This window comes from Arthrobacter sp. DualSoilB13 (assembly GCF_055389195.1).
This window is the reverse complement of record NZ_AP035865.1, coordinates 1,831,764-1,854,794: the sequence shown is the minus strand read 5'-3', so window position 1 is coordinate 1,854,794 and position 23,031 is coordinate 1,831,764. Positions and strand designations below refer to the sequence as shown.

The window sequence follows — 23,031 nt, the reverse complement described above, 5'->3', positions numbered from 1 at the left end:
CGCTTGGGGCCTCGGCTCATGTGCTAAGTATTGCTGGTCAACGCCATACTTAGCACATGGACAACGTCGCAACCCAAAGCTCCAGGCCGCCCCGATTCGGAGTCGCCGTGCAAAGCAGGAACGGACCACATGGAACCGATCCGTTCTTTGAGGACCTGTTGGCAGGCATGGAAGAAACACTGGATCCCCACGGGGCTTCGGTCTTCCTTCGCCGGTTCAGTTCATACCAGCAGGAACTGGACACGTATCCGTTGTGGGCAGAAAGCGGGGAGGTAGACGTGGTCGTCATCGTCGACTCCCAGGAGGCCGACGACCGGGCTGAACGGTGCAGGCAGCTTGGATTGCCAGTGGTCATCCTAGGAGGTCCCCGGCACGAGGGCGCGTCGTTGGTGGATGTCGACAATTCCGGCGCCATGGAGATGGCAGTGAAGTACCTTGCCGGCTTGGGTCACGCCATCATTGCCCGCGTGTCCGGTCCTGGGCATCTTCACCATACGAAGGCCCGAAGCATTGCCTATGAACAGGCCCTTGCCAGTCATAGCGTCGCAGGCTATTCCGTTGAGGGCGACTACTCCGCCGAATCCGGCTCCCAGCGAACACGCGAGATTCTGTCTGCGCATGTAATTCCTACGGCAGTCGTCTACGACAACAGCGTCATGGCCGTGGCAGGACTGGCGGCAGTCCACGACCTTGGTCTGGTGGTCCCCCGGGACTTATCGATCCTGGCTTGGGACGACGGTCCGGACTGCCGGCTTTCCACGCCTCCTATCTCCGTCGTCAGCCTGGATGTGTACGAATTGGGGCGAATACTGGCCGAGGTCCTGATGCGAACATTTGCCGGAGCGGTGCAGACTGTGGTTCATGTGCCGACCGGCCAGATCATCCAGCGTGGCAGCACGGCGAAGTGGCCGAGTGCGGGATCCGGGCAGTCGCCACCGGACCCCGCACTGACCTCGGCGGTCTAAACGCTTTGTACGTGGAGGACGAGAGCCTGCGCCGGCCACAGCACAGGGATCTGCAGTCCGTCCCTGGCTAGAATGCTGCCCGGAACGGTGATCTCTCCGGAAGAAAGCCATGGCGGTGTTATCCATCCATGACGGACGTCCCCCAGTTCCTTGCGTACGCGAACGCGGTACCGTTTGCCCTCGTCCAAGCCATGCAGGTGCACTTTTTCAGGCAGGGCATCTTCGAGAGTGGCCACCGAAGCAATGGTCCACACTCCTTCGGTCCGGTCTGGAAGAACTGCCCCCGTGACTCGCAGAGCCGGGTCGCCGACGTCGGCGTGAACCGCCGTTCCTGAATGGATAATGTGGCGCAACTCCTTGTAGAGGGCTGCGAATCCTGCCACCGCCTCAAGCTCTTGCGGGCTGCACTCCAGAATGTTCCATTCAAATCCGGCCGATCCCATCAGACTTGTGGCGGCACGGTAAGAGAAGTCCAAGGTCCGGCCGGAGCTGTGTGAGGTTGTGGGGCCAACATGGCCTCCCACCATCTCGGGCGGAAGCAGCAACTGTGTCCACCGTTGAATGTCCTGCCGTTCCACGGCGTCGTTGGAATCCGATGCCCACACCCTGTCAGCGAACTCGAGAATTCCCAGATCCGTGCGAGCGCCACCGCTGGAGCATGACTCGATCTCCAGACCGGGATGGGTCTCCTTCAGCTCACGGATCAGCCTGTACATGGCCAGGGTATGCTCGTGGACACCGGGGAGCCCCGAGTGCACGGATTCCACCAGGTCACGGTTGTGGTCCCATTTGATGAAGTCGATGCCAAGTTCCTTGATCAACGCACTCATTTGGTTCCGGACGTGCTCATAGGCCGCGGCGTTGGCCAGGTCCAGGACGTATTGCGTCCGCCAGGACAGTTCGTCAGGGGAAGACCAAACGTGGTCCGGATTGTGAAGCAGCCAGTCTGGATGCGCCCGAGCAAGGTCGGAGTCCAGGTTCACCATCTCAGGCTCGAACCACAGGCCGAATTGCATGCCAAGGTCATGGACGCGTTGCGCCAAAGGCCCCAGACCCTGGGGCCACACGGCAGGATCCACCGTCCAGTCCCCCAGCCCCTTGGTATCGTCGCGGCGTGCCATGAACCAGCCGTCATCCAAGACGAACCGCTCAACTCCCACCTGGGCTGCACGTTCTGCCAAGCGCGTCAGAGTAGCCGGGTCATGGTCGAAGTAGACCGCCTCCCAGGTATTGAGCACCAACGGCCTGGGGCTTCTGGGGTGTTGATCGCGTGAGCGCAGTGCCACATGGAACCGGGCAGACAAACCGTCGAGCCCCGTATCGGACCAGGCGAACCAGGCTTTGGGGGTGCTGTAACTTTCACCGGGCGAGAGCCTGATTTCACCGGCCCGCAGCAGCTCGCCGGCTCCCAGGAGCGTTACGGTGTCCGTCATCCGGTCCGTACGGTAGGTGCAGTCGGCACTCCAGCCCAAGTGGACGGACCACATTTCGCCGGCACGGTTCCGAGGCTTGCCGATGCTCGCAATTTCCAGGTGGGGCGCATCGTGTCCGCCCCTGCCGCGTCGTGTTTCGCGGCTGACCGCACCGCGGGGCATTTCCGTGGTGAAGGGAGCTTTTTCCCTGGTCCAACGCCCGGTAAAGGATGTCAGATAGTCAGCCGTCTTCGGCAGCGGCAGGGTCGCTTCCACCCAGTGGACGTCCAGCGGAGTTGTTCCTTGGTTGACCACGCGATGCGCCACCGTGAGGACACCGCCGGGCGTCAGCACGAATGAGCTGTGGATTTCCAGGCCGCTGCCGGCATCGGAGCCAGTAATAAAAGCCTCGTGTTCGTCGGCGGTGACCTCGCTGACGGTCCATCGCGGAAAGACCGGCCTTCCCTCTCGAGTCACTGCGAGCCCCGGACGCCCTGCCCAGCCATCGCCTTCCTGAGGAAGGATGCTGAGCTGCCATGCGGCGTCGAGCGTTCCGGGCGCCGTTTGGCGGCCACTGGCGAGGACCATCGCGTTGAGATCCTCAGTGGACAAGGGGCCGACGTCGGCGCCCCAGTGCAGCACGGAAGGAAGTCCTGTGGGCAGGTGGCGCAGGACGATGCTGACGCCGTCGCGGCGCAGCACCGTGAACGGCTGCACCTGCTGGATGGTGGCTGAGGGCTGAAGGGATTGGGACATGCTGTTCTCCGGATCTTTCAGGGGTTAAGGCTGGCAAGTTGGGGCTGGTTGGGTCGAGTAAGGAACGACGGCGGAACGGTTCTTCGGTCTTTGGTGTCACCAACCGTGCGGAGTACCTGTAAAGAACCTCCAATCGCTGCTGCGAGCGAACCATGTGAGGACAGGACGACGTTGATAGGTTGCAGCTCCCGGTTGAAGGCTGCGGCATTAACCGTCGCTGAGATGTGGTCCCGCAGGAGAGTACCCGCAGTGGAGAAGGCAGGCCCAGCCAGCACCACTGTGCTGAGATCGAAAAGGTTCACCAGGGTCACTGCGGCCTGCCCCAGACCGCGTGCCGCGTCCTCCAGCAGAAGCCGGGCGTCGAGGTCCCCGCCCACTGCGGCGGACGAAATGCGTTCAAAGTCGCTCAGCGTTTCCGCCCGGTTGTCTTTGAGGCCCAGCCTGTCGCGAAGCGGACCATCCCGGACAGCGCGGGCTACCACTGCTTCAGTACCGCAAATATTCTCCACGCAACCCCTATTGCCGCACTCGCAGGGCGGACCGGACGCGTCCAAGGAGATGTGTCCGATTTCTACCGTGTTGGAGCCTCCGCCTCGGTAAACCTCCTTGTTCACTACAGCCCCGCCACCGAGGCCACTTGCCATGTAGATCACTCCGAAGGACTCTGCGGAGACGTCCCCCAGCCATTGCTCACCCATGGCTGCGGCGGTGGCATCGTTCTCAAGAATGACAGGCAGCCCGGTCAGCCGCGACAGCGCGGGCACCAGCGGATAGCCGTACCACTGGGGAGTGGGACGTGGTGCCAGGAGAGTTCCTTCAATGCGGTTCTGGGGCCCATGTGTGACCAAGCTGATGCCAAGGACACTTTCGAACGGCACTTTCTGGTCTTCAAGCAGGTTGTGGATCTGGGCGGCGAGGATCTCCAGCATCGCCCCTGGGGCATGGCTTCCCGAACCTTGGAGTGTCTTCTGTGCCACGAGGCGACCGGTGAAATCGGCCAGGACCACCGAACTCGTACATCGGTCCATCTGAACTCCCATCGCGTAGTGGGCTTGGCCGCGGAGCCGGAGGAGCCGCCTCGGCTGCCCTCCAGTGGAGCGCGCCTGCCCGGCTTCCTGAACCAATCCGTCGTCGAGCAGTTCACGGATCACGTTGGTGATGGTTCCCGGCGTCAAGCCGGTAGCGCCAACAAGTTCCACCCTGCTGACTGTTCCGCGGGTGCGCATGATGTCCAGCAGCCTTGCCTTGGTGGAGGCCGTGGGCGGTGGATGCGTCGTGATGGTGGTCACCGTTTTCCTTTTCGGTTGGTCATCCTGGATTCTTATTTAATAATAACTTGACTCACTTAATTTAATCACCTAACTTTTTCATAGGTCGTGATCCACGGCACACAAACCCCAGCCGGTCACAGCGGTCCGGCTAGATGAAAGGGACCAGAGATGCTCCTCACCTCTCGAAACCGGGCTGTCAGCTTCCGGCGCAGCACCCTCGCTTTAGCCGCCGGTGCAACGGCTCTCGGCCTCCTCCTCAGTGGTTGCTCAGGCGGCGGAAACACTGCGGCAAACGACTCAACGCTGATCGCCTACACCGGCCAGGCCGGCGATTACCAAGTCAACTTCAACCCCTTCTCCCCCTCGCAGGTTGCGGGGCCTGGAGCGATCTTTGAGCCGCTCTTCTACCAGAACAAGGCCTCGGCAGATGCCAAGCCCGAGCCGCTGCTGGGCACGGAATTCGCTTGGAATGCGACCGGTACGCAGCTGTCGGTGACCCTCAGGGAGGGTGTGAAGTGGAGCGATGGCGAAGCTTTCACAGCGGATGACGTAGCCTTCACGTTCAATCTCCTCAAGCAGCATCCGGCGCTGAACAGCCTGGGCTTCAAGGGCACCGTGAACGTGGTGGACCAGAACCACATAACGTTCGTTTGGGACACTCCGGCCTTCGTCACCGGACCGGACATCCTTACCCAGGCCGTGATCGTTCCCGAACACATCTGGTCCAAGATCAACCCCGAAACCGATGTGGTGGAAAAGCCTGTGGGAACTGGCGCCTACCAGTTGGCCGATTTCAAGCCGCAAGCGTTCACCCTCAAAGCCAACCCCACGTACTGGGGCGGCGAACCAGCCGTCAAGAACGTCCGGTACATCGCACTTTCGGGCAACACCGCCGGCGCAGACGCCATCGCCTCGGGCACCATCGACTGGCAGACAGGGCCCGTTCCGGACATCCAAAACGTGTCCAAGAACTTCCCCAAGTATGAAAAACAAACAGTCGCCCAGAGCCAGCAGGTCCTCGCCGCCTGCGCCAACGTCCAGCTCGGCTGCACGGGGCCGCAAACGGACCCTGCCGTCCGCAAGGCCCTCTACCTGGCCATCGACCGGACCCAGCTCAACAAGCTGGCCTACGAAAACACGGCCTCACCCATCTCACCCTCCTTCGCCCTGACAGATACGCAGTCTGAATGGATCTCGACGGCTGTCAAACCCGCCATCGCGCCGGAAACGGCGGATGCGTCGTCTGCGCAGAAGACCCTGGAGGCAGCCGGCTGGGCCAAGGGCAGTGACGGAATCTACGCCAAGGACGGCCAGAAGCTGACTTTGACCGTTGAAGTTGTCACCGGCTGGACGGATTACATCACGGCGATTCAAACCATTTCAGAGCAGGCCAAGGCGGCAGGCATCGACGTTCAGGCTTCACAGTCGTCCTGGAACGAGTGGACTGACAAGCGAACCAAGGGCAAGTTCCAGTTGGCCATCGACTCCCTCTACCAAGGCCCTGCCGCGGATCCGTATTACGTCTACAACTACTTCTTCTCCTCCGCCACCTCCGCCCCTGTGGGGCAGTCGGCAGGAACCAACTACTCACGCTACTCGAACCCCTCCGTTGACGCGGCCCTGGAAACAGTCAAGAACCTCCCGTTCGACAACAAGGGGGAACGGCAGCAGCAGTTCGACATCATCCAATCGGCCATCGTTGAGGATATGCCGTACATCCCCGTTGTCACTGGCGGCACTACGAGCATTTGGAACAAGGCAAAGTTCAGCGGCTGGCCGAGCGAGGACAACATGTACGCCTTCCCTGCAGTGTGGTCCCGCTTGGACGCGGCCCAGGTCTTCAAGTCCCTCAAGCCCGCCGAAGGCTAAATCGTGAATTACGTCATCCGAAAACTGGGCTTCTACGCCGCTGCCCTGTGGGCGGCGCTGACCCTGAACTTCATCATTCCCCGGCTGCTGCCCGGAAACCCCGTAGACATTTTGTTGGCAAAGCTCCAGCAGCGGGGAGGCAGCATCACCGAAGAGACCCGAAAGTCCTACGCCATCCTCTTGGGCGGCGACGACACCCAGCCCATCCTGGCCCAGTACTGGACCTACTTGGTCAACATCTTCCAGGGTGACCTCGGCGTATCCATCAGCTACTTCCCGGCCAAGGTTACTGACGTGATCGGAGCATCGATGCCCTGGACCGTGATCCTGGTGGGTGTTTCCACCGTCATCGCGGCACTCCTGGGAATTGTGCTCGGAGCTTTGGTTGGCTGGAAGCCTGGCACCTGGTTGGACTCGTTGGTTCCAGCAACCACTCTCCTTGCAGCTGTTCCGTACTTCTGGTTGGCCCTGGTCCTCGTGTACATCCTTTCCCGCGGACTGGGACTGTTCCCGGGCCAGGGCGGCTACAACGTGGTCCTGGACCCCGGATTCAACGGACCCTTCATCCTGTCAGCCATAGAACACGCCATCCTCCCGGCACTAACCATCGTCATCGCTTCCCTCGGTGGATGGCTGCTCGGCATGCGCAACATGATGGTCTCCACGTTGTCCGAGGACTATGTCCTTACGGCGCGGGCCAAAGGGCTGCCAGATCGCTGGATCCTCCGTAACTATGCCGCCCGTAACGCAGTCCTCCCATCCGTAGCCGGCTTTGCCATCTCGTTGGGGTTCGTCGTCTCAGGCTCCGTGGTGACCGAACAGGTGTTTTCCTACCCGGGAATCGGATCCCGGTTGCTGGCAGCAGTAACCAACAACGATTACGCACTCATGCAGGGCGTGTTCCTCTACATCACCATCGCTGTCCTGGCAGCGAACCTCCTGGTCGACCTCCTCTACAGCCTGGTCGATCCCCGCACACGGGCCAGGGGCTAAGGAGCAGATTCACATGACCAACATTCAATCCATGACAGGGCAGACGCAAGCCAGTCCCACGGAGGAACTTGCGAACATTTCCCGCGGCCGGGGCCAGCGGCCCAAGCCGGCTTGGCGGCTCATGCTCCCCACTCCGACTCCCTGGCTGATCACGGGCCTCATCCTGATCGGATCAATCATAATTTTTGGAGCCGTCGGTCCGTTACTGGTGGGCGACCCCGCCGCCATCAGCAATACAGGGCTCAGCGGCCCCTCTGCTGACCACTGGCTGGGCACCACTCAAACCGGCCAGGACGTCCTGGCCCAACTTGCCCACGCAACCCGCGGTTCACTGCAGATCGGTTTCCTGGTGGGCGTCCTTGCCACCCTCCTGTCAGCGTTCTTCGGTATTTATGGCGCCTACATCGGCGGGTTCGCCGATGAAGCCTTCTCCCTGCTCTCCAACGTGTTCCTGGTGATCCCCGGCCTCCCCCTGGTCATCGTCATCTCCGGCTTCGTTCCCCGCGAAAGCCGCGGTCTGTGGACCATTGCAGTGGTGCTGGCGTTGACAAGTTGGGCGGCGTCGGCCCGCGTGCTGCGGGCACAAACACTGTCCGTGCGGAACAGGGATTACGTTGCAGCTTCCCGGGTGTCCGGCGAACGCGCCTGGCGTGTCATCGCCGTCGAAATCCTCCCGAATCTCTTGCCGGTGCTGGCTTCCCAGTTCGTGTTCGCGGTGATCGCCGCGATCCTTGGCGAAGCCGGATTGTCATTCCTGGGACTGGGCGCATCCAGTTCATCCACGCTCGGAACCATGCTGTTCTATGCGCAGAACGGCTTCGCCCTGCCGCTGGGAGCCTGGTGGTGGTTCCTGCCGCCAGGCCTGATGATCGCATTGTTCGGCATGGGACTCTCACTCATCAACTTCTCCATTGACGAGATCATCAATCCGAAGCTTAAGAATGCCCGCTTGGTGCGTAAACGCGCACGCCAAGCAGCCCGGATCCAGAAGAAAGCAGTGACGTCATGAGCGCCGATCTCTCCTTGGAACACGCACCCGTGGTGACGTCCCGCGGGCCTGTCCTGACGGTCCGGAACCTAAGTGTCGTGTACGAAACGGAGCATCCTGTCCCCGCGGTCAGGAACGCAAACTTCCAGCTTGGCCGCGGTGAAATTCTGGGCCTTGCAGGAGAATCGGGCTGCGGCAAAACCACCCTGGCCTATGCCATCAACCGCTTGCATCAGCCGCCGGCCCGCATTTCGGCCGGCCAGGTCACCTTTCACGACCGCGACGGCCAGGACATCGACCTCCTTGCCCTTGAGGACGAAGCACTCCGCCGCTTCCGCTGGTCCAAGCTGTCCATGGTCTTCCAAGGTGCCATGAATGCCCTGAACCCCGTCCGCACTATTGGCGATCAATTGGATGACACCTTGCGGGCGCATCACCAAAGCCTCCGGAAGGCAGCCCGCCAAGACCGGTGCGCAGAGGTCCTCACGCTGGTGGGGGTAGACCCGAAGCGCGTGCGTTCATACCCGCATGAGCTGTCAGGTGGAATGCGGCAACGGGTGATGATCGCCATGGCCATGCTGCTGGAACCACAGGTCATGATCATGGACGAACCCACCACAGCTCTTGACGTGGTGGTTCAACGGGACATCCTCCGGGAAATCGTGCGGCTGAAGGAAGAACTGAACTTTGCCGTCATATTCATCACCCATGACCTGCCATTGCTCTTGGAAATCAGCGACCGAATCGCAGTGATGCTACGCGGGGAAATTGTGGAACTGGATACGGCCGAGGCCCTTTACCGTTCCGCAGCCCACCCTTACACGCGCAAGCTGCTCGCCTCATTTCCCAGCCTCAGTGGCGGCAGAGGGGCATTTATCCGTTCCGGCGAGGACTCTGACTTTGACCGGGACAATAACTTTGAGGAGCAGCCATGACGTCTGTCTCAGTGACCAACCTGACCAAGGACTACGCACTGCGGGAAGGCATCCGACGACGGAACCTGCGGGCGGTGGATCGCGTCAGCTTCGATCTGTTGCCGGGCAAAACGGTGGCCCTCGTAGGGGAATCAGGATCAGGTAAGTCAACCATTGCCAAGCTGCTGACAAAGATGGAGAAACCGTCCTCCGGCACCGTCTCCGTGAAGCTGGATGACAAGACGCCAGTTCTTGGATCGGTCTATCGCCGGCATGTTCAGATGGTGTTCCAGGACCCATTTGCGTCGTTGAATCCGTTCCACTCGATCGAGCACCATATTGCCCGCCCCCTGAAGATCCACGGCAGGCCGCGAACGGCGTCCGAAACGCATCAGCGTGTCCTGGAAATGCTGGAACGCGTCAATCTGACCCCTGCGCAGGTCATCGCAGCCAAGCGGCCCCATGAGCTTTCGGGCGGACAACGCCAACGCGTCGCCATTGCCCGGGCGCTGGCCCCCGGAGCCCAAGTCCTGATAGCCGATGAGCCGGTATCCATGCTGGACGTGTCCATCCGCTTGGGCGTATTGAATCTCCTGGGCAGGCTGCAGCGGGAGGACAATCTTGCCGTTCTCTACATCACGCACGACCTTGCCACGGCCCGGCACTTCTCCGACGAAATCCTGGTCCTTTACCGGGGAAGGGTGGTGGAGCGAGGGCCATCAGATGATGTCATCCTCAACCCGCAACACCCCTATACCCAGCTCTTGGCCCAAGCTGCCCCTGATCCGGAACGACTCGGGAAGGTAGCCGCCAGCGAGCTCCCCCCGGATCGTGACGCCATAGACAACACCGTGTGCTTCAACCACTTCAGCAAACGGTGGGTGCACATGGATGAAATCAGCGCAGACCTTTCAACTCTCGAACACCGCTAGGAAACATGATGATCTCCACGCCATTGAACGCAGGATGGACCGTATCGCCCGTTGCAGGCCCGGTACCCGCCCACATTCCGGCACGAATCCCGGCCGAAGTGCCCGGTTCAGCACACACTGACCTGCTCCGAGCCGGGCTCATCCCGGATCCCTACCTGGATGACAATGAAAAGAAGCTGCAGTGGATGCACCACGTCGACTGGCGCTACGAACTCCCCTTGACGCTGCCTGTTCCGGCTCCGGAAGAGCGCGTCGACCTGGTCTTCGACGGCGTGGACACCGTCAGCAGCATTGCCCTGGGAACGCACGAGCTGGGGCGTACGGCCAACATGCACCGCTCCTACCGTTTTGATGTCCGGTCCGCTTCGAACGGCACCGAGCAGTCCTTGGCTGTGACCCTCCGATCCGCCACCGCCTACGCCGAGGAACTCCGCGAGCGCTTGGGTGACCGTCCCAGCGCATACCACCCTGTGCCCTTCAACTTCGTCCGGAAGATGGCCTGCAGCTTCGGCTGGGACTGGGGTCCTGACCTTAGGACTGCAGGGCTGTGGAAGGAGGCAAGGATCGAGCGCTGGTCCGTGGCGCGGCTCGCCCAGGTCACTCCTTTGGTGACGGTCACCACCGAGGGCACTGGGCAGGTGGAGCTTCGAATATCTGTTGAGCGTTCGGGCTTGGGCCAAGCAGGCGTACTCACCTTGGCTGCCACCGTACTGGGGCAGGCAGTCACAGCGACCCTTGCTGCCGATAGTGATTCCACAGTCCTCACGCTGGACGCGCCCAACGCTCCGCTGTGGTGGCCTGCAGGGTACGGCGATCAGCCATTGGCGTCCCTGCAACTCAGCCTGCAAGGACCAGGCGGCGAAGAGCTGGATGCCTGGGAACGGCGGATTGGTTTCCGCACCGTGCAGGTGGACACCAGCGAGGACGAAAACGGAACTGCATTTACCCTGATCGTCAATGGGAAAGCTGTTTTTGTTAAGGGCGCGAATTGGATCCCGGATGATCACCTGCTGACGCGGATCACACGCGACCGGATCAACCGCCGCCTGGGTCAGGCCCTCGGCGCCAACATGAACCTTCTACGCGTGTGGGGTGGAGGCATCTATGAAACCGAGGACTTCTACTCGGCCTGTGATGAGCGCGGAATCCTGGTGTGGCAGGACTTCCTGCTCGCCTGCGCCGCTTACCCGGAAGAGTCACCGCTCTGGGAGGAGATCGAGGCCGAGGCACGCGAAAACGTTGTGCGGCTCGCTCCCCACCCCTCCTTGGTGATCTGGAATGGCGGGAACGAAAACGTGTGGGGACACGAGGATTGGGGGTGGAAGGAAGAGTTGGCAGGCCGCAGCTGGGGAGATCGCTACGCCCATGAGCTCCTAGGTGCCATTGTGGCCGAACTCGATCCTACGCGCCCGTACTGCGATAACAGCCCCTACTCCCCCGATCGGAAGCCGGAGGACATCCACCCCAACCACCCTGACCATGGAACACATCACCAGTGGGAAGTCTGGAACAGGATTGACTACTCCGAGTACCGAAACGAAGTGCCGAGGTTCTGTTCGGAATTCGGCTTCCAGGGCCCGCCTACTTGGCGGACGCTGAGCGACTTCGTGCACGCGAACGACGGCGGGCCGCTGGCTGACGCTGTCAGCCCCAAAGAAGACCCCGTCTTCCTGGTGCACCAAAAAGCCGACGACGGCAACGGCAAGCTCGACCGAGGCCTTGCCCCGCACCTGGGCATCCCGGCCGATTTCGAGGACTGGCACTGGGCTACACAGCTCAACCAGGCCCGCGCTGTTCGCTACGCCATTGAGCACTATCGCTCCTGGTGGCCGCGCACCGCCGGCGCCATCGTCTGGCAGCTCAATGACTGCTGGCCAGTGACCTCGTGGGCAGCAGTGGACTCCGAGGAACGCCCCAAGCCGCTCTGGCATGCGCTTCGCCTTGCCTACGCACCACGGATCATTTCCCTTGGAGAGCGCGATGGGCACCTGTCCGTGTCCCTGGTGAACGACACGGACCAGCCGTGGGCCGGAGTGCTTGCCTTCTCCTTGCAGACCCTGGGTGGCGAGGTGCGGAACCACCACGAAGAACAGGTTGAGGTCCCTGCCCGTAGCGTCCTCACCTTGCCGGTTGGGCAGGCACTCCAGACACCGCAGGACCCGTCCAACGAAGCCCTCACCGTGGGCTTGGGGCCGGAACTGGTTGTCCACACTTTCGTGGAGGACATCGATCTGCAACTCAACCCGGCCCCGCTGGAAGCCTCGGCCAAAGCCGTAACCGGTGGCTACGAGGTCACCGTGAAGGCTCACTCGCTGGTCCGCGACATCACCGTTCACGTCGACCGTGTGGATCCGGCTGCCAGCATCGATCATGCCTTGGTCAGTTTGCCCGCGGGAGCGGAATGGACCTTCACGGTAATGTCCGACGTCGAAGGTTTGGACCCTGCTGAGTTCATTTCTTCCGGGGTGCTGAGGACGGCCAACGAACTGCGGGCCGTAACCACCCAGTCGCTCGCCTCAACTGCTTCAAGCAGCGCATAGAGGCCAGCAATGACACATCAATTTAGGGCAGAACTTGCAACGGGCAGCCGCAACCGGGCACTCAGCTCCGGATGGCACATGCGCCTCGTTGAGGGACCAGCGCCCCGCGGCGTATCGGGGCAATTGATCCCTGCGTCGCGGCCTGGAGCCATTTCCCAGGACCTCTCATCAGTGGGACTCCTGTCCAAGGCATCCGAGTCCGGGGCTTACGGGTCGGTTCAATCTGCGGATTGGGTGGCGCACTGTGGATGGGAATACAGCGTGGACTTCCCCTGGCGGTCGTCAGGGGAAGGCAGGGCCAAGCTGATCTTCCACGGCCTTGCCCCTACCGCCTCGGCAAGCATCAACGGCCATGCCCTGCAACCCGGCCCCGGTCAGGATCCGGCATTCCACGACGTTGACGCATTGCTCCTGAACGGCATCAATACCCTCAAAGTCACCCTCACTCCGGAAGCTCCACCCGTGCCCGCGGGCGCGAACAACCCCACCAGCTGACCGAAAGCAACTCCTGTGATCTCTCCTTCCACCGTCGTCGCCATTGACGGCGGTCAGTCTTCCATCCGCGCCAGGCTCCTGGCCGGGACAACCACCGAGTTGGAGCGGGAGTTTCCGCCGCTCCTTACCAGCGCGCCGCTGATGCCCCAGCTCGAACGCGTTATCCGCTCGGTCCTCACCAACCGACCGAGACAAAAAGTGCACGTTGCTGCGGCGCTTTCCGGGCTAACCCCGGATAACGTCGACGCCGTAGGAGTATTGCAGGCCTGCGAAGATCTCGGCGTCACGGCAATCCGCCTGGCGCATGACTCCATCTCGGGTTACCTCGGCTGCCTCGGCGGGCGCGGTGGTGCAGCGTTGGCCGCTGGCACCGGCGTCGTGACCCTCGCTACCGGCCCGGCCGGGTACTCGCGCGTCGACGGCTGGGGAAACATCATGGGTGACGCCGGAAGCGGGTACTGGATTGGGCGGGCTGGCCTGGACGCCGCCATGCGGGCACATGACGGCCGTGGCCGTCGCACCGCGATCCTGGACATCCTTCGCCGGGACTTTCCCGACGTGGAGACGGCGTACATCGACATCCAGTCCAATCCCGAACGAATTTCCTTTGTTGCTTCCTATGCCCGGGCAATCATAGATCTCTCGGACCACGACGAAGTCTCGGCCCGGATTGTTGCCCATGCCACCGATGAGCTGGCCCTTTCCGTAGGAGCCAGCCTGCGCAATACCGGGTGGGCTCCCGAGGACAGTCCTGCGATCAGCTGGGTGGGAAAGATCCTGTCCAACCCCAAGGTTGCCTTGCCCCTGAAACACAAACTCAAACAGGCTTGGCCATCTGCGGAAATACTTGCACCCTTGGGTGGCCCCTTGGACGGAGTTGCCCAGCTCGCCACTCTTCCGCCGGACCACCCGCTCCACCCACAGTTACACTCGGCGACTCTTCAGGGCCTGTCGTAGCAGGACCTCCACCCCTACATCTGTTAGGACCATTACGTGCATTTACTGACCGGAGCCCGGCGCTCCTATGACTGGGGATCCACCACGTCCATGCCCGAATTTCTTGGCACGGATCCTGATGGCAAACCCTTTGCCGAGCTATGGCTGGGAGCGCATCCGACAGGGCCATCTACTATCACCGGGCCCAAAGGAACGGAGGGCTTGGACGAGCGGGTGGCCCAGGACCGGCTCGGGAATCTCGGGCAAAGGGTTGATGCTGCCTTCGGACGCCTGCCGTATCTTGTGAAGCTACTGGCACCCGCCAAGCCCCTGTCCATTCAGGTGCATCCCACGCGCGAGCTGGCAGCGAAGGGTTTCCTGGAGGAGGAACGGCAGGGCATCCCCCTGGACGATCCCCACCGCACTTTCAAAGACACGAACAACAAGCCTGAAATGGTTTACGCCATCTCACATTTCGAGGGGTTGGCGGGATTCCGTCCGCGACAGGAGATAGCCCTGCTCCTTGAGGAAATCGCCGGACCGCTGGAACCAGCACGGGATCGGCTCAGCATCGGTCCGGGTGAACATGGCATGAGGCTGATGCTGGAGACACTGGTGGGATTGTCCCAGGCTGACATCCAGTCAGTGCTGGAAATCGCTGCGTCATTAGCCCCGGCGCATCCACATCCAGTGGTCCGGGCCGCCTGTGGAACAGTAGCTGACCTCGCCACGGAATACCCAGGCGATGTTGGTGCCGTGGTTTCCTTGGTCCTGAACAGGGTGCACCTGGCACCTGGCGAGTCGATGTTCCTCGCTGACGGAGTTCCGCATGCATATTTACGTGGTTTCGGCCTCGAAGTCATGGCCAACTCCGATAACGTCCTCAGGCTGGGACTGACAAGCAAACACATCGACATCGAGGCAATGCTGGGGGCTGTGGACTTCTCCTCCAGCGGCGTCGACGTCGACTCCACGCCGAAAGATGCCGCCGCCCACACCTTCCGGCCACCAGTCCCCGATTTCGCGTTGAGCATTGCCCGTCCCGGGGAGACCGGCAATGACAGCATCACTTTGCCGGGCAACGGTCCACGCATTCTGGTGTGCCTCGATGGCAGGATCACGGCTGCGACTGACCACTGCCCTGAAGAGCAGACCATCACCAGGGGACAATCGCTCTTCGTCCCGACCTCCGACGGGAACATCACCGTCCATGGCACAGGGATTGTGGCGCAGGCTTTTGTCCCTTAAAGTTCGGCGCCGGTCTCCTGCTGGACAGCGGCGCCAGCACAACCCAGGGAGTTTTCGCCAAGTATTGCTTGGGTTCATGCGTGGCATCCCGGCAGATCAATCCTCAAGAACGTTGTCGCCTCCATCCAACGGCACAAACCTCAAGTGGCTGCTGTCGACGTCGAGAATATGACCCAGCCTCTTGGCAATCCGCGGAACGATCCAGCGGTCGTGAATTTCGATATGCGGGTAGGCGGACGTGATCCTGTGCTCAATGTTGTCCAACTCTTCCAAGTCGTGCAGCCACAGGAGGACGGCCAAGTTCGCCTTACCTGTCACCAAAGCGCAGAATCTGGCTTGATTCAGCCTCGTCAGGGAATCCACCACACGATCCTGGTCCGTTCGGTTCACATTGAGCCACAGTACAGCCGCAGCGGACCATCCCATGAGCTGCTGAGCGAAGTCGACCTGCCAACGCACCCAGTCGGCAGAAAGTACCGCATCAATGTCCCTCGCCACCACAGCAATTGACCGGCCAGTTTCGGCTTGGACGTCGGCCGCTGTTCGGCGGGCATCTGTCTGGAGTGCCCTGATGATCTCCTCGTAGGCCGCTTTCCGCTCCACATTCTTCGCCGAAGGCCTCAGATTCTCGAGCGATTTCACCTGCGCCTGGCTAAGTGCCTGGAGACGCCAGCTCGAACCCTCAAAGAACACTTTGCGCAGATAGTGGGTCTGCGTCGCGATGATTCCAGGGATCGACGCTATGTGCTCATCAACGTAGCGATCAGTTTCAACAAGACTGGGAGTCGATATCAGCACGAAGAGATCCCTCGAACCAGAGGTGCAATTGACGCTGAAGATCGGGGGTTTGCTGGCCAGCTCCTCAATGACCTCGCTGCGACGGCCGGACACGCAGCGGACTTCAACGAGCGCGGACACCCCACCATTCCTCGTCTTCGGCGCTCCGCTGTCGTAGCACGTCATCCATGCTCTCCTCTCGGAAATCAGGGCGCTCCATCGCCGGGAGATCGTGGAAGCATCTACCGCCAAGACCTTGCTGAGCTGGGCCCACGAGACTCGGGGGTGGATCTGCAGGGCATTGATAATTTGGAAATCCAGAGCATCTGCCATGAACAGGATCATGCGCCATAGACGTCATAATTGGCAATGCCGTGCACCTATGTGACAGAAAACACCCCATACTCGGCATCTCACCTAGGCTTGAAAGCACATTCCTTGGGCCTCGGCTTAAGACCCCCACCTAGGAGATCGAATGCACCACCGCGCGTATATTTCAGTCGCCGCCGTAACAGCGGCGGCCTTCGTGGTTTCCGGCTGCAGCGGCGGCGCCAATGACGGCACCGCACCCTTGACGGACACCGTGAATGTTTCGCTCGCGACGGACCCTTCGTCCTTTGACCCCGCGCTGGCCCGCAGCCAGGACGACTACACAGTTGCGCCACTTCTTTTCGATACTCTCCTTCGCAAGGACGATGATGGAGCCTTGGTCGGAGGCCTGGCAAGCGAGTGGGACGCAATCGATGCATCCAACTACACACTCCAGATCCGGGACGATGCTAAGTGTGCCGATGGAACACCCATCACCCCGACTGTGGTCGCGGCTTCCCTCAGCCGATTCGCAGCGCCCGAAACCGGCTCTTCCGGCCGGTCCCTCGCATTTGGAGCCGCCAAAGCCATCTTCGCCGCGGACGATGCCTCCGGTACCGTTACGGCATCATTGTCGGCCGGCTGGTCTGATTTCCTCACAGGACTGGCTCTGCCTCAATCAGGCATCGTTTGTCCCGCCGGTCTCGCTGATCTCAAGGGCTTGTCAGCTGGTACGGTGCAGGGCGCCTTCTCAGGGCCCTACACTTTGGAATCTGCCCAACCGGCCGTGACATACAAGCTGGCACTGCGGGGCGACTACAGTGCGTGGCCCAAGTTCAGCAAACCCCTGGAAGGGTCCGCGGCTAACAAAGTGGTCTTCACGCCGATCAGCGAATACTCCACGATCGCCACCCAATTGCTCGCTGGAAGCTTAGACATCGGAGGTGTGGCCGATGAAAACGTAGCCCGCTTCAAAGACAACGATGGATTTACCCAGCAAAGCGCCTCCAACAACACTACGTACATACTTTTCAACGAACGCCCTGGCACAGTCTTCGCGGACAGGCCCGACCTCCGAAAGGCAGTCGCTCAGGCAATCGATCCGAAGGCCTTCAGCGACATCATCAGCGACTCAAGGGGAAAGCCGACCCTCTCCGTCGGATCGGAAAACATTAAGTGCGTGAACACCGACACTTCTCTGATCACGCCCCTTGACCCTGGCGCGGCAGCCAAGGTCTTGGCCGGCGTCAAGATCCGTATTGTGGGCACCACCTTCCTCACAGAAGGAAACGAGTACGTTGCCGAAGCCCTTCGCAAAGCGGGAGCAGATGTGGACGTGAAGTCGCTGGACAATGCTGCGTGGTCCGCTCTGACAGGCAAGGGTGGCACTGAGTGGGATATCAACGTCCAAGGCGACAACAACCTCATGGGCACCCTCGCTTCTTCACTGCTCCGGGTAATGGGCCCTCCTGCTGAGTCCGGCGGCCGCAACAAGACCGGGGCCATCAACGACGAAGGATACTCTGCCCTTGTTGCAGGTATGAATGCCATTGACGCAACCGAACAATGCGCCGCGTTCAAAGGAGCACAGGCTTCCTTCCTGGAGCGTGTTGACGCGGTCCCGTTGGCCACGCTTCCGTATGTCACAGTCGCTGCTAAAGGTTTCAGCATCCGTAAGTTCGGCGAGTACATGGATCCGGCCACGATCCGGATCAACAAATAGCAGTTCCATCCCAGTTTGAAAGCAGCTTTCCGATGACTGAATTCCCAACCCGGGCGGTGCATGTCCCCGAGATCACCGTCCGCGAATCATCTCCAACGCCCAACGCTGCGCTCCAACCACCAAGGGCAATGTCTCCTTGGCTGTCCTTCGCCATCCGGCGCGGAGCGAGCCTCATCGTCACCTTCCTCGCATTAGTGGTGGTGTCCTTCATGATCGTCCAACTCATTCCTGGCGATCCGGCATTTGCCATCGCCGGAGCCAACGCCGACCTTGCCGATGTTGAACGGGTTCGGCGGGAATTGGGCCTCGACCTTCCCCTCGGCCAGCAGTTCCTGACGTACATAGGCCAAGTCCTGTCGGGTGATCTCGGCACATCATTCATCTACCGCCAGCCAGTGGCCACCGTCATCATGAGCCGTTTGCCATTCACAGCAACCATCGCCGTTGCGGGCATCATCACTGTTTTATTGATTTCCATCCCACTGGGCATGGTTGTAGGACTCCTCACCCGAGCTGGACGGCGAGGCTGGTTGGATACCGCATTCGGTGTCATCACAGGCTTCCTCGATTCCATCCCGGGTTACATAGTGGCGACGTTCCTCGTGATTCTCTTCGCTTTGGGCATTGGGTTCTTCCCGATGCTTCCACCCGCTTACTCCACCAGGATGGTGGCTGAATCCTTCGTGCTCCCCGTGGCAGCTCTCGTCATCGGTCCCATTTGTACGGTGTCCAGAGTTGTCCGGCGCGAAACTGCGGTGGTACTGGAAAACGACTACATGCGGACTGCCCGCGGATGGCGGCTTCCGGCATCCAAGCAGTACGTGAAGTGGGCGCTTCCTAACCTGCTGACCACAACCCTCACACTGAGCGGCCTGATCTTCAGCGGAATGATTGGCGGAGCCATTGTTATCGAGTCCGTTTTCGCACTTCCGGGACTCGGGACAGGAATCATCAAAGCAATTCTTGACCGCGACTACCCGGTCATTCAAGGCATGGTCATTGTCATTGGCATGATCGCCGCCACGATCAATCTGCTGGTGGACGTCGTGCTTGGCCTCATCGACTCCCGGAATCTTGGAGGTAGCCATGCAAACACGTAGCAGACGCACTCAATGGAACGCGGGATTGGTTTCCGGCCTACTTCTCTTCCTGGCCATAGTCCTGATCGCTGTCGTTGCACCCATCGCATTCGGAAGTGCGGCAGAAGAGTCCGGAACACGCCAGGGACCTTCGGCAGAACATTGGCTGGGAACCGACACCGCTGGCCACGACATGCTGCTCCGCAGCTTGGTCGCAACCCGGTTGACGCTGCTCATGACTATTGGTGCGACGGCGATCGCCGTCGTGGCGGGTGTACTGTTGGGGACCGGAGTCTGGCTCATGAGGGGCCGAACCCGGGAGGTCTGCCTGCGCGTGATCGACGGCATGGTGGCATTTCCCGCCCTGCTTTTGGCCCTCGTAGTGGCTGCAGTCTTGGGCGCCGGAGGCATATCCGCCGTCGTAGCGATCGGCGTAGCCGGCATCCCCTACTTCGCGCGCCTGACCGGCAACTTGGCGGCCAAAGTGTCCCAGCAGGACTACATCACCACTGCCCGCCTGCTCGGAGTAAAGAACACCCGCATCGTGTTGAAACACATGCTGCCGAACATGGCCGAGCCCCTGCTGGTACTTTCTGCATCGACGTTCGCACAATCACTCACGGCGATCTCTGCACTTTCCTTCGTAGGCTTGGGCGTGCAGTCACCCGCCTACGACTGGGGCAAGCTCCTCAACGAGGCACTCCCATCCCTTTTGGCTGGCCGCCCCTACCAGATGGTGGGACCGGCCTCCCTGATCATCATCACCGGGATCGCAGCAATCCTCATTGGCGACGGTCTTGCCGCCATGGCGAATCCGCGGTCCTCGACAAAGCGTGCACCTGCAATGACCGTTCCCAGCGGAAGTGTCCGCCTGCAAGACGACGACAGTGGATTCGTGGCCACCATCAAGGACCTGAAGATCTCCGCGGGGGACGTGCCCCTGGTCAAGGGTGTTTCCTTGCGGATCAAAGAGGGCGAGATACTCGGGATCGTCGGCGAAAGCGGCTCAGGCAAAACCCTGACAGCCATGGCCCTGGCAAGGTTGCTCCCGGACGGACTCTCATCACAGGCTTCCCGCTTGTCCGTCGATGGCTTAGACCTGCTTGGGCCAGTCCCTGCCCGTCGCATGGCCGAGACTGTTGCGCTCATCTATCAGGACCCAGGGTCAACCTTCAATCCATCCCTACGTATGGGAACGCAGCTTACCGAGGTACTGACAACGCACAAGAGACTGACCAAGGCGAAGGCCGAACAGCGCGTTCTCGAAGCACTCCGCATGGTCAGAATGACATTGCCCGAACTCAGGATGAAACAGCACCCCCATGAGCTGTCGGGTGGTATGCGGCAGCGGGCGATGATCGCCTCCGCCCTCGCCAATGAACCCCGATTGATCATCGCTGACGAACCCACCACCGCTTTGGACGTCACCGTGCAAGCGGACATTCTCCGCGAGCTCAAGCGCATCAACCGGGACTACAAGACGTCCATGATGTTCATTTCACACGACATCGGAGTCGTCCGGGCCCTTTGCGATCGCATTCTCGTCATGTATCGCGGTGAGATAGTGGAAACCATCGACGCGGCCGACCTCACCGTGGACCGCGTTCACCATGCGTATACCAAGTCCCTTTTGGCTGCTACGCCGGACATCAACGATCCTTTGCCTGCGCACCAGCAGACCTACACAGGTACCACCGCGGGAGTTCTCCATGTCTGAGTCCCAGAATGTCATCGAAATCAAGGACCTCGACGTGAGGTACGGCTGGGGAAGGCACTCGGTCCAGGTCCTTCACGGCGTCTCCCTCAACGTTGCCGCCGGGTGCACTGTAGGAATTGTGGGCGAGTCAGGATCAGGCAAGTCCACACTGGCCAAGACTCTGGTGGGGACGCTGAAACCAACCCGCGGGACCGTCATGATCGACGGCGTCAATGTCTCGTCCGTGCGTGGTGCTGATCGCCTGAAGCTGCGCAGAAAAGTCCTGCAGATGATCCCGCAGGATCCCTTCTCCTCCCTCAACCCCCGGCACACTATCGGGCAGGCTCTGGCCGAAGCCCTGGACCCCCGCCATGCTGACGTGAAAAAGCACCGCAGTGTGATCGCGGAATGGCTGGAGCGAGTCAAAATGCCAGCCGAAGCTATGAGTCGATACCCACACGAATTCTCGGGAGGGCAACGACAACGCGTAGCCATCGCCCGCGGCTTGATTCCCGAGCCTACCGTGGTGATTGCCGATGAAATCACGTCGGCCCTCGACGTATCCGTCCAAGCCGAGATCCTGAGCTTGATCGCCGGTCTTCGACAGGAGCTGAACCTGACAATGGTCTTTATTTCCCACAACCTCGCGGTAGTTCGGCAAGTCAGCGACGAGGTTGCCGTCATGTACCAAGGCAAGGTGGTGGAACATAGCCCTACGGCGGAGCTGTTCAATAACCCACAGCATCCCTACACGCAATCCCTGCTCAGGGCAGTTCCTGGAACCCCGGGATTCTCCATTGATCCTGGGATCACGGAGCATATATCGCACGAGAATCGAGCAATCGCATGACCAACGCATCCAATGTCCACCGGGCCCTGCCGGACTCTGGCCACAGCGACGAATACCATTTGCGTGCTGAACTTGAGGAGATCGAGGACGCCTTGCTGGGCATAAGCCATGCCATTCATGCCCGTCCTGAGACAAGGTTTGAGGAGTACTTCGCCGCCAAACTCTTGGTGGACAAGCTCAGCTCGGAGGGATTTCTAGTAACGCAGAACCTGGCGGACCTGCCTACGGCTTTTCGTGCAGAGTACGCAGCCGGTAAAGACGGCCCTACGATTGCGTTCTTTTGTGAGTACGACGCCTTGGAAGAGATTGGGCACGGTTGCGGACACAACATCGTGGCAGCGGCCGGTCTCGGCGCGGCGTTGCTCACCAAGAGTTGGATGACGAAAAACCCGCAGTGGACAGGCCGGATAGTTGTCATCGGCAGCCCGGGCGAGGAGGGCGGAGGAGGAAAGGCCCTGCTTCTGGACAGCGACTGCCTGGATGATATCGATGCTGCAATGTTGATCCACCCGGAGGGCTATACGTTGTCGGCCATGACCACGCTGGCCCGTTCCATGCTGGACTTCAACTTCAAGGGCAAAGCCGCACACGCAGCCGTAAGCCCGGAAAAGGGCGTCAACGCCCTTGACGCCTCAGTCCTGACTCTCACGGCCATAGGTCTGCTGCGCCAACAACTCCCCCCAGACGTCCGGGTGCATGCAATCGTCACTCACGGTGGGGACGTGCCCAACATCATTCCTGAGACCGCCTCCATTCGCGCGTTCGTCCGGGCGCCAGACACCAAACTACTCATGGAAAACCTCGTGCCCCGAGTTACCAATTGCGCCAGGGGCGCCGCATTGGCCACAGGAGCAACTGTGGAAATCACGTCGTCGGCGCCGCCGTATGCCGCCATGCAGCCGAATCCTGTCCTTGCACGTTTGGTCGAGTCAAGCTTCGTTCGCGTCGGTCGGACACCCGAGCCTCCCCTCAACGAAGTCTTGCCTGGTTCAACAGACATGGGAAACGTCAGCCAACTCATACCGTCGATTCACCCGGTCATCGAGTTGGAGCCGGGGATCGGCCTCCACAGCCGGGAAGCTTCGGCTCTTGCAGGCGGTCCCCAGGGAGATCGGGCCGTTCTTGACGGTGCCCTGGTCCTGGCCATGACAGCTGTGCAGTTGTTTACTTCCCCGGATCTTGTCCACGAAATGAAGCTCGCCTTCACGGAAGGGCATCGGTCGTGAAACGCAGGGCCTGATTCCTTGGATTCCGATATCGGGAGCGGCCCGGTCCTGT

General features: G+C 60.8%; 18 protein-coding genes. 15 read left to right on the top strand and 3 right to left on the bottom strand.

The window, feature by feature from the left end:
* Positions 1-56 precede the first annotated feature (56 nt).
* Positions 57-965: a LacI family DNA-binding transcriptional regulator gene (locus ACZ5J0_RS08565; protein WP_464094582.1), complete on the top strand. Its 909-nt coding sequence runs from the start codon at positions 57-59 to the stop codon at positions 963-965.
* Here the strand turns inward: ACZ5J0_RS08565 and ACZ5J0_RS08560 are convergent.
* Positions 962-3,133, bottom strand: coding sequence for an alpha-galactosidase (locus ACZ5J0_RS08560; RefSeq protein ID WP_464094581.1), 2,172 nt, complete (start codon positions 3,131-3,133; stop codon positions 962-964). The two genes, ACZ5J0_RS08565 and ACZ5J0_RS08560, sit on opposite strands and share 4 nt — an antisense overlap.
* Before the next feature lie 17 nt (positions 3,134-3,150).
* Entirely contained in the window at positions 3,151-4,422 is a 1,272-nt protein-coding gene (locus ACZ5J0_RS08555; protein ID WP_464094580.1) for an ROK family transcriptional regulator, read from the bottom strand.
* A gap of 150 nt (positions 4,423-4,572) precedes the next feature.
* Here ACZ5J0_RS08555 and ACZ5J0_RS08550 point away from each other — a divergent pair, with 150 nt between their 5' ends.
* The 9 genes from ACZ5J0_RS08550 to manA are packed head-to-tail and all read left to right on the top strand — an operon-like array spanning position 4,573 to position 15,319.
* Positions 4,573-6,273: an ABC transporter substrate-binding protein gene (locus tag ACZ5J0_RS08550; RefSeq protein WP_464094579.1), complete on the top strand. Its 1,701-nt coding sequence runs from the start codon at positions 4,573-4,575 to the stop codon at positions 6,271-6,273.
* A gap of 3 nt (positions 6,274-6,276) precedes the next feature.
* Entirely contained in the window at positions 6,277-7,266 is a 990-nt protein-coding gene (locus ACZ5J0_RS08545; protein WP_178995636.1) for an ABC transporter permease, read from the top strand.
* A gap of 13 nt (positions 7,267-7,279) precedes the next feature.
* Positions 7,280-8,275 (top strand): ABC transporter permease, encoded by a 996-nt coding sequence (locus ACZ5J0_RS08540; protein ID WP_464094578.1) that lies wholly within the window; start codon positions 7,280-7,282, stop codon positions 8,273-8,275.
* Positions 8,272-9,189 carry an ABC transporter ATP-binding protein gene (locus ACZ5J0_RS08535; protein ID WP_178995633.1) on the top strand — a complete coding sequence of 306 codons (918 nt, stop codon included), beginning with the start codon at positions 8,272-8,274 and terminating at the stop codon, positions 9,187-9,189. The genes ACZ5J0_RS08540 and ACZ5J0_RS08535 overlap by 4 nt, the downstream gene beginning before the upstream one ends.
* Positions 9,186-10,100 carry an ABC transporter ATP-binding protein gene (locus ACZ5J0_RS08530; RefSeq protein ID WP_464094577.1) on the top strand — a complete coding sequence of 305 codons (915 nt, stop codon included), beginning with the start codon at positions 9,186-9,188 and terminating at the stop codon, positions 10,098-10,100. Before ACZ5J0_RS08535 ends, ACZ5J0_RS08530 begins: the two co-directional genes overlap by 4 nt.
* A 5-nt stretch (positions 10,101-10,105) precedes the next feature.
* Positions 10,106-12,640, top strand: coding sequence for a glycoside hydrolase family 2 protein (locus tag ACZ5J0_RS08525; RefSeq protein WP_464094576.1), 2,535 nt, complete (start codon positions 10,106-10,108; stop codon positions 12,638-12,640).
* Between the two features lie 9 nt (positions 12,641-12,649).
* Positions 12,650-13,135, top strand: coding sequence for a glycosyl hydrolase 2 galactose-binding domain-containing protein (locus ACZ5J0_RS08520; RefSeq protein ID WP_464094575.1), 486 nt, complete (start codon positions 12,650-12,652; stop codon positions 13,133-13,135).
* A 15-nt stretch (positions 13,136-13,150) separates the two neighbouring features.
* Positions 13,151-14,092 (top strand): BadF/BadG/BcrA/BcrD ATPase family protein, encoded by a 942-nt coding sequence (locus tag ACZ5J0_RS08515; protein WP_464094574.1) that lies wholly within the window; start codon positions 13,151-13,153, stop codon positions 14,090-14,092.
* A gap of 36 nt (positions 14,093-14,128) precedes the next feature.
* A complete protein-coding gene (gene manA, locus ACZ5J0_RS08510) occupies positions 14,129-15,319 on the top strand; it encodes a mannose-6-phosphate isomerase, class I (protein ID WP_464094573.1) in 1,191 nt (396 codons plus the stop codon).
* Positions 15,320-15,415: 96 nt separating this feature from the next.
* Here manA and ACZ5J0_RS08505 read toward each other — a convergent pair whose 3' ends face one another.
* A complete protein-coding gene (locus ACZ5J0_RS08505) occupies positions 15,416-16,429 on the bottom strand; it encodes an Lrp/AsnC family transcriptional regulator (RefSeq protein WP_197493610.1) in 1,014 nt (337 codons plus the stop codon).
* Positions 16,430-16,571: 142 nt separating this feature from the next.
* On the opposite strand from ACZ5J0_RS08505, the gene ACZ5J0_RS08500 reads away from it, so the two are divergent.
* The 5 genes from ACZ5J0_RS08500 to ACZ5J0_RS08480 are packed head-to-tail and all read left to right on the top strand — an operon-like array spanning position 16,572 to position 22,979.
* Positions 16,572-18,128: an ABC transporter substrate-binding protein gene (locus ACZ5J0_RS08500; RefSeq protein WP_464094572.1), complete on the top strand. Its 1,557-nt coding sequence runs from the start codon at positions 16,572-16,574 to the stop codon at positions 18,126-18,128.
* A 32-nt stretch (positions 18,129-18,160) separates the two neighbouring features.
* A complete protein-coding gene (locus tag ACZ5J0_RS08495; protein WP_464094571.1) occupies positions 18,161-19,228 on the top strand; it encodes an ABC transporter permease in 1,068 nt (355 codons plus the stop codon).
* Positions 19,215-20,924, top strand: coding sequence for a dipeptide/oligopeptide/nickel ABC transporter permease/ATP-binding protein (locus ACZ5J0_RS08490; protein WP_464094570.1), 1,710 nt, complete (start codon positions 19,215-19,217; stop codon positions 20,922-20,924). Before ACZ5J0_RS08495 ends, ACZ5J0_RS08490 begins: the two co-directional genes overlap by 14 nt.
* Entirely contained in the window at positions 20,917-21,753 is an 837-nt protein-coding gene (locus ACZ5J0_RS08485) for an ABC transporter ATP-binding protein (protein WP_464094569.1), read from the top strand. The genes ACZ5J0_RS08490 and ACZ5J0_RS08485 overlap by 8 nt, the downstream gene beginning before the upstream one ends.
* Entirely contained in the window at positions 21,750-22,979 is a 1,230-nt protein-coding gene (locus tag ACZ5J0_RS08480) for an amidohydrolase (RefSeq protein ID WP_082924722.1), read from the top strand. Before ACZ5J0_RS08485 ends, ACZ5J0_RS08480 begins: the two co-directional genes overlap by 4 nt.
* Positions 22,980-23,031: the final 52 nt, after the last annotated feature.

Excerpts from the sequence above, each read along its gene's own strand:
- ACZ5J0_RS08550 (WP_464094579.1), top strand. The coding sequence starts at position 4,573 with ATGCTCCTCACCTCTCGAAACCGGGCTGTCAGCTTCCGGCGCAGCACC.
- ACZ5J0_RS08560 (WP_464094581.1), bottom strand. The coding sequence starts at position 3,133 with ATGTCCCAATCCCTTCAGCCCTCAGCCACCATCCAGCAGGTGCAGCCG.
- ACZ5J0_RS08530 (WP_464094577.1), top strand. The coding sequence starts at position 9,186 with ATGACGTCTGTCTCAGTGACCAACCTGACCAAGGACTACGCACTGCGG.
- ACZ5J0_RS08565 (WP_464094582.1), top strand. The coding sequence starts at position 57 with ATGGACAACGTCGCAACCCAAAGCTCCAGGCCGCCCCGATTCGGAGTC.
- ACZ5J0_RS08480 (WP_082924722.1), top strand. The coding sequence starts at position 21,750 with ATGACCAACGCATCCAATGTCCACCGGGCCCTGCCGGACTCTGGCCAC.
- ACZ5J0_RS08495 (WP_464094571.1), top strand. The coding sequence starts at position 18,161 with ATGACTGAATTCCCAACCCGGGCGGTGCATGTCCCCGAGATCACCGTC.
- ACZ5J0_RS08520 (WP_464094575.1), top strand. The coding sequence starts at position 12,650 with ATGACACATCAATTTAGGGCAGAACTTGCAACGGGCAGCCGCAACCGG.
- ACZ5J0_RS08500 (WP_464094572.1), top strand. The coding sequence starts at position 16,572 with ATGCACCACCGCGCGTATATTTCAGTCGCCGCCGTAACAGCGGCGGCC.
- ACZ5J0_RS08490 (WP_464094570.1), top strand. The coding sequence starts at position 19,215 with ATGCAAACACGTAGCAGACGCACTCAATGGAACGCGGGATTGGTTTCC.
- ACZ5J0_RS08525 (WP_464094576.1), top strand. The coding sequence starts at position 10,106 with ATGATGATCTCCACGCCATTGAACGCAGGATGGACCGTATCGCCCGTT.
- ACZ5J0_RS08540 (WP_464094578.1), top strand. The coding sequence starts at position 7,280 with ATGACCAACATTCAATCCATGACAGGGCAGACGCAAGCCAGTCCCACG.
- ACZ5J0_RS08505 (WP_197493610.1), bottom strand. The coding sequence starts at position 16,429 with ATGGCAGATGCTCTGGATTTCCAAATTATCAATGCCCTGCAGATCCAC.
- ACZ5J0_RS08535 (WP_178995633.1), top strand. The coding sequence starts at position 8,272 with ATGAGCGCCGATCTCTCCTTGGAACACGCACCCGTGGTGACGTCCCGC.
- ACZ5J0_RS08485 (WP_464094569.1), top strand. The coding sequence starts at position 20,917 with ATGTCTGAGTCCCAGAATGTCATCGAAATCAAGGACCTCGACGTGAGG.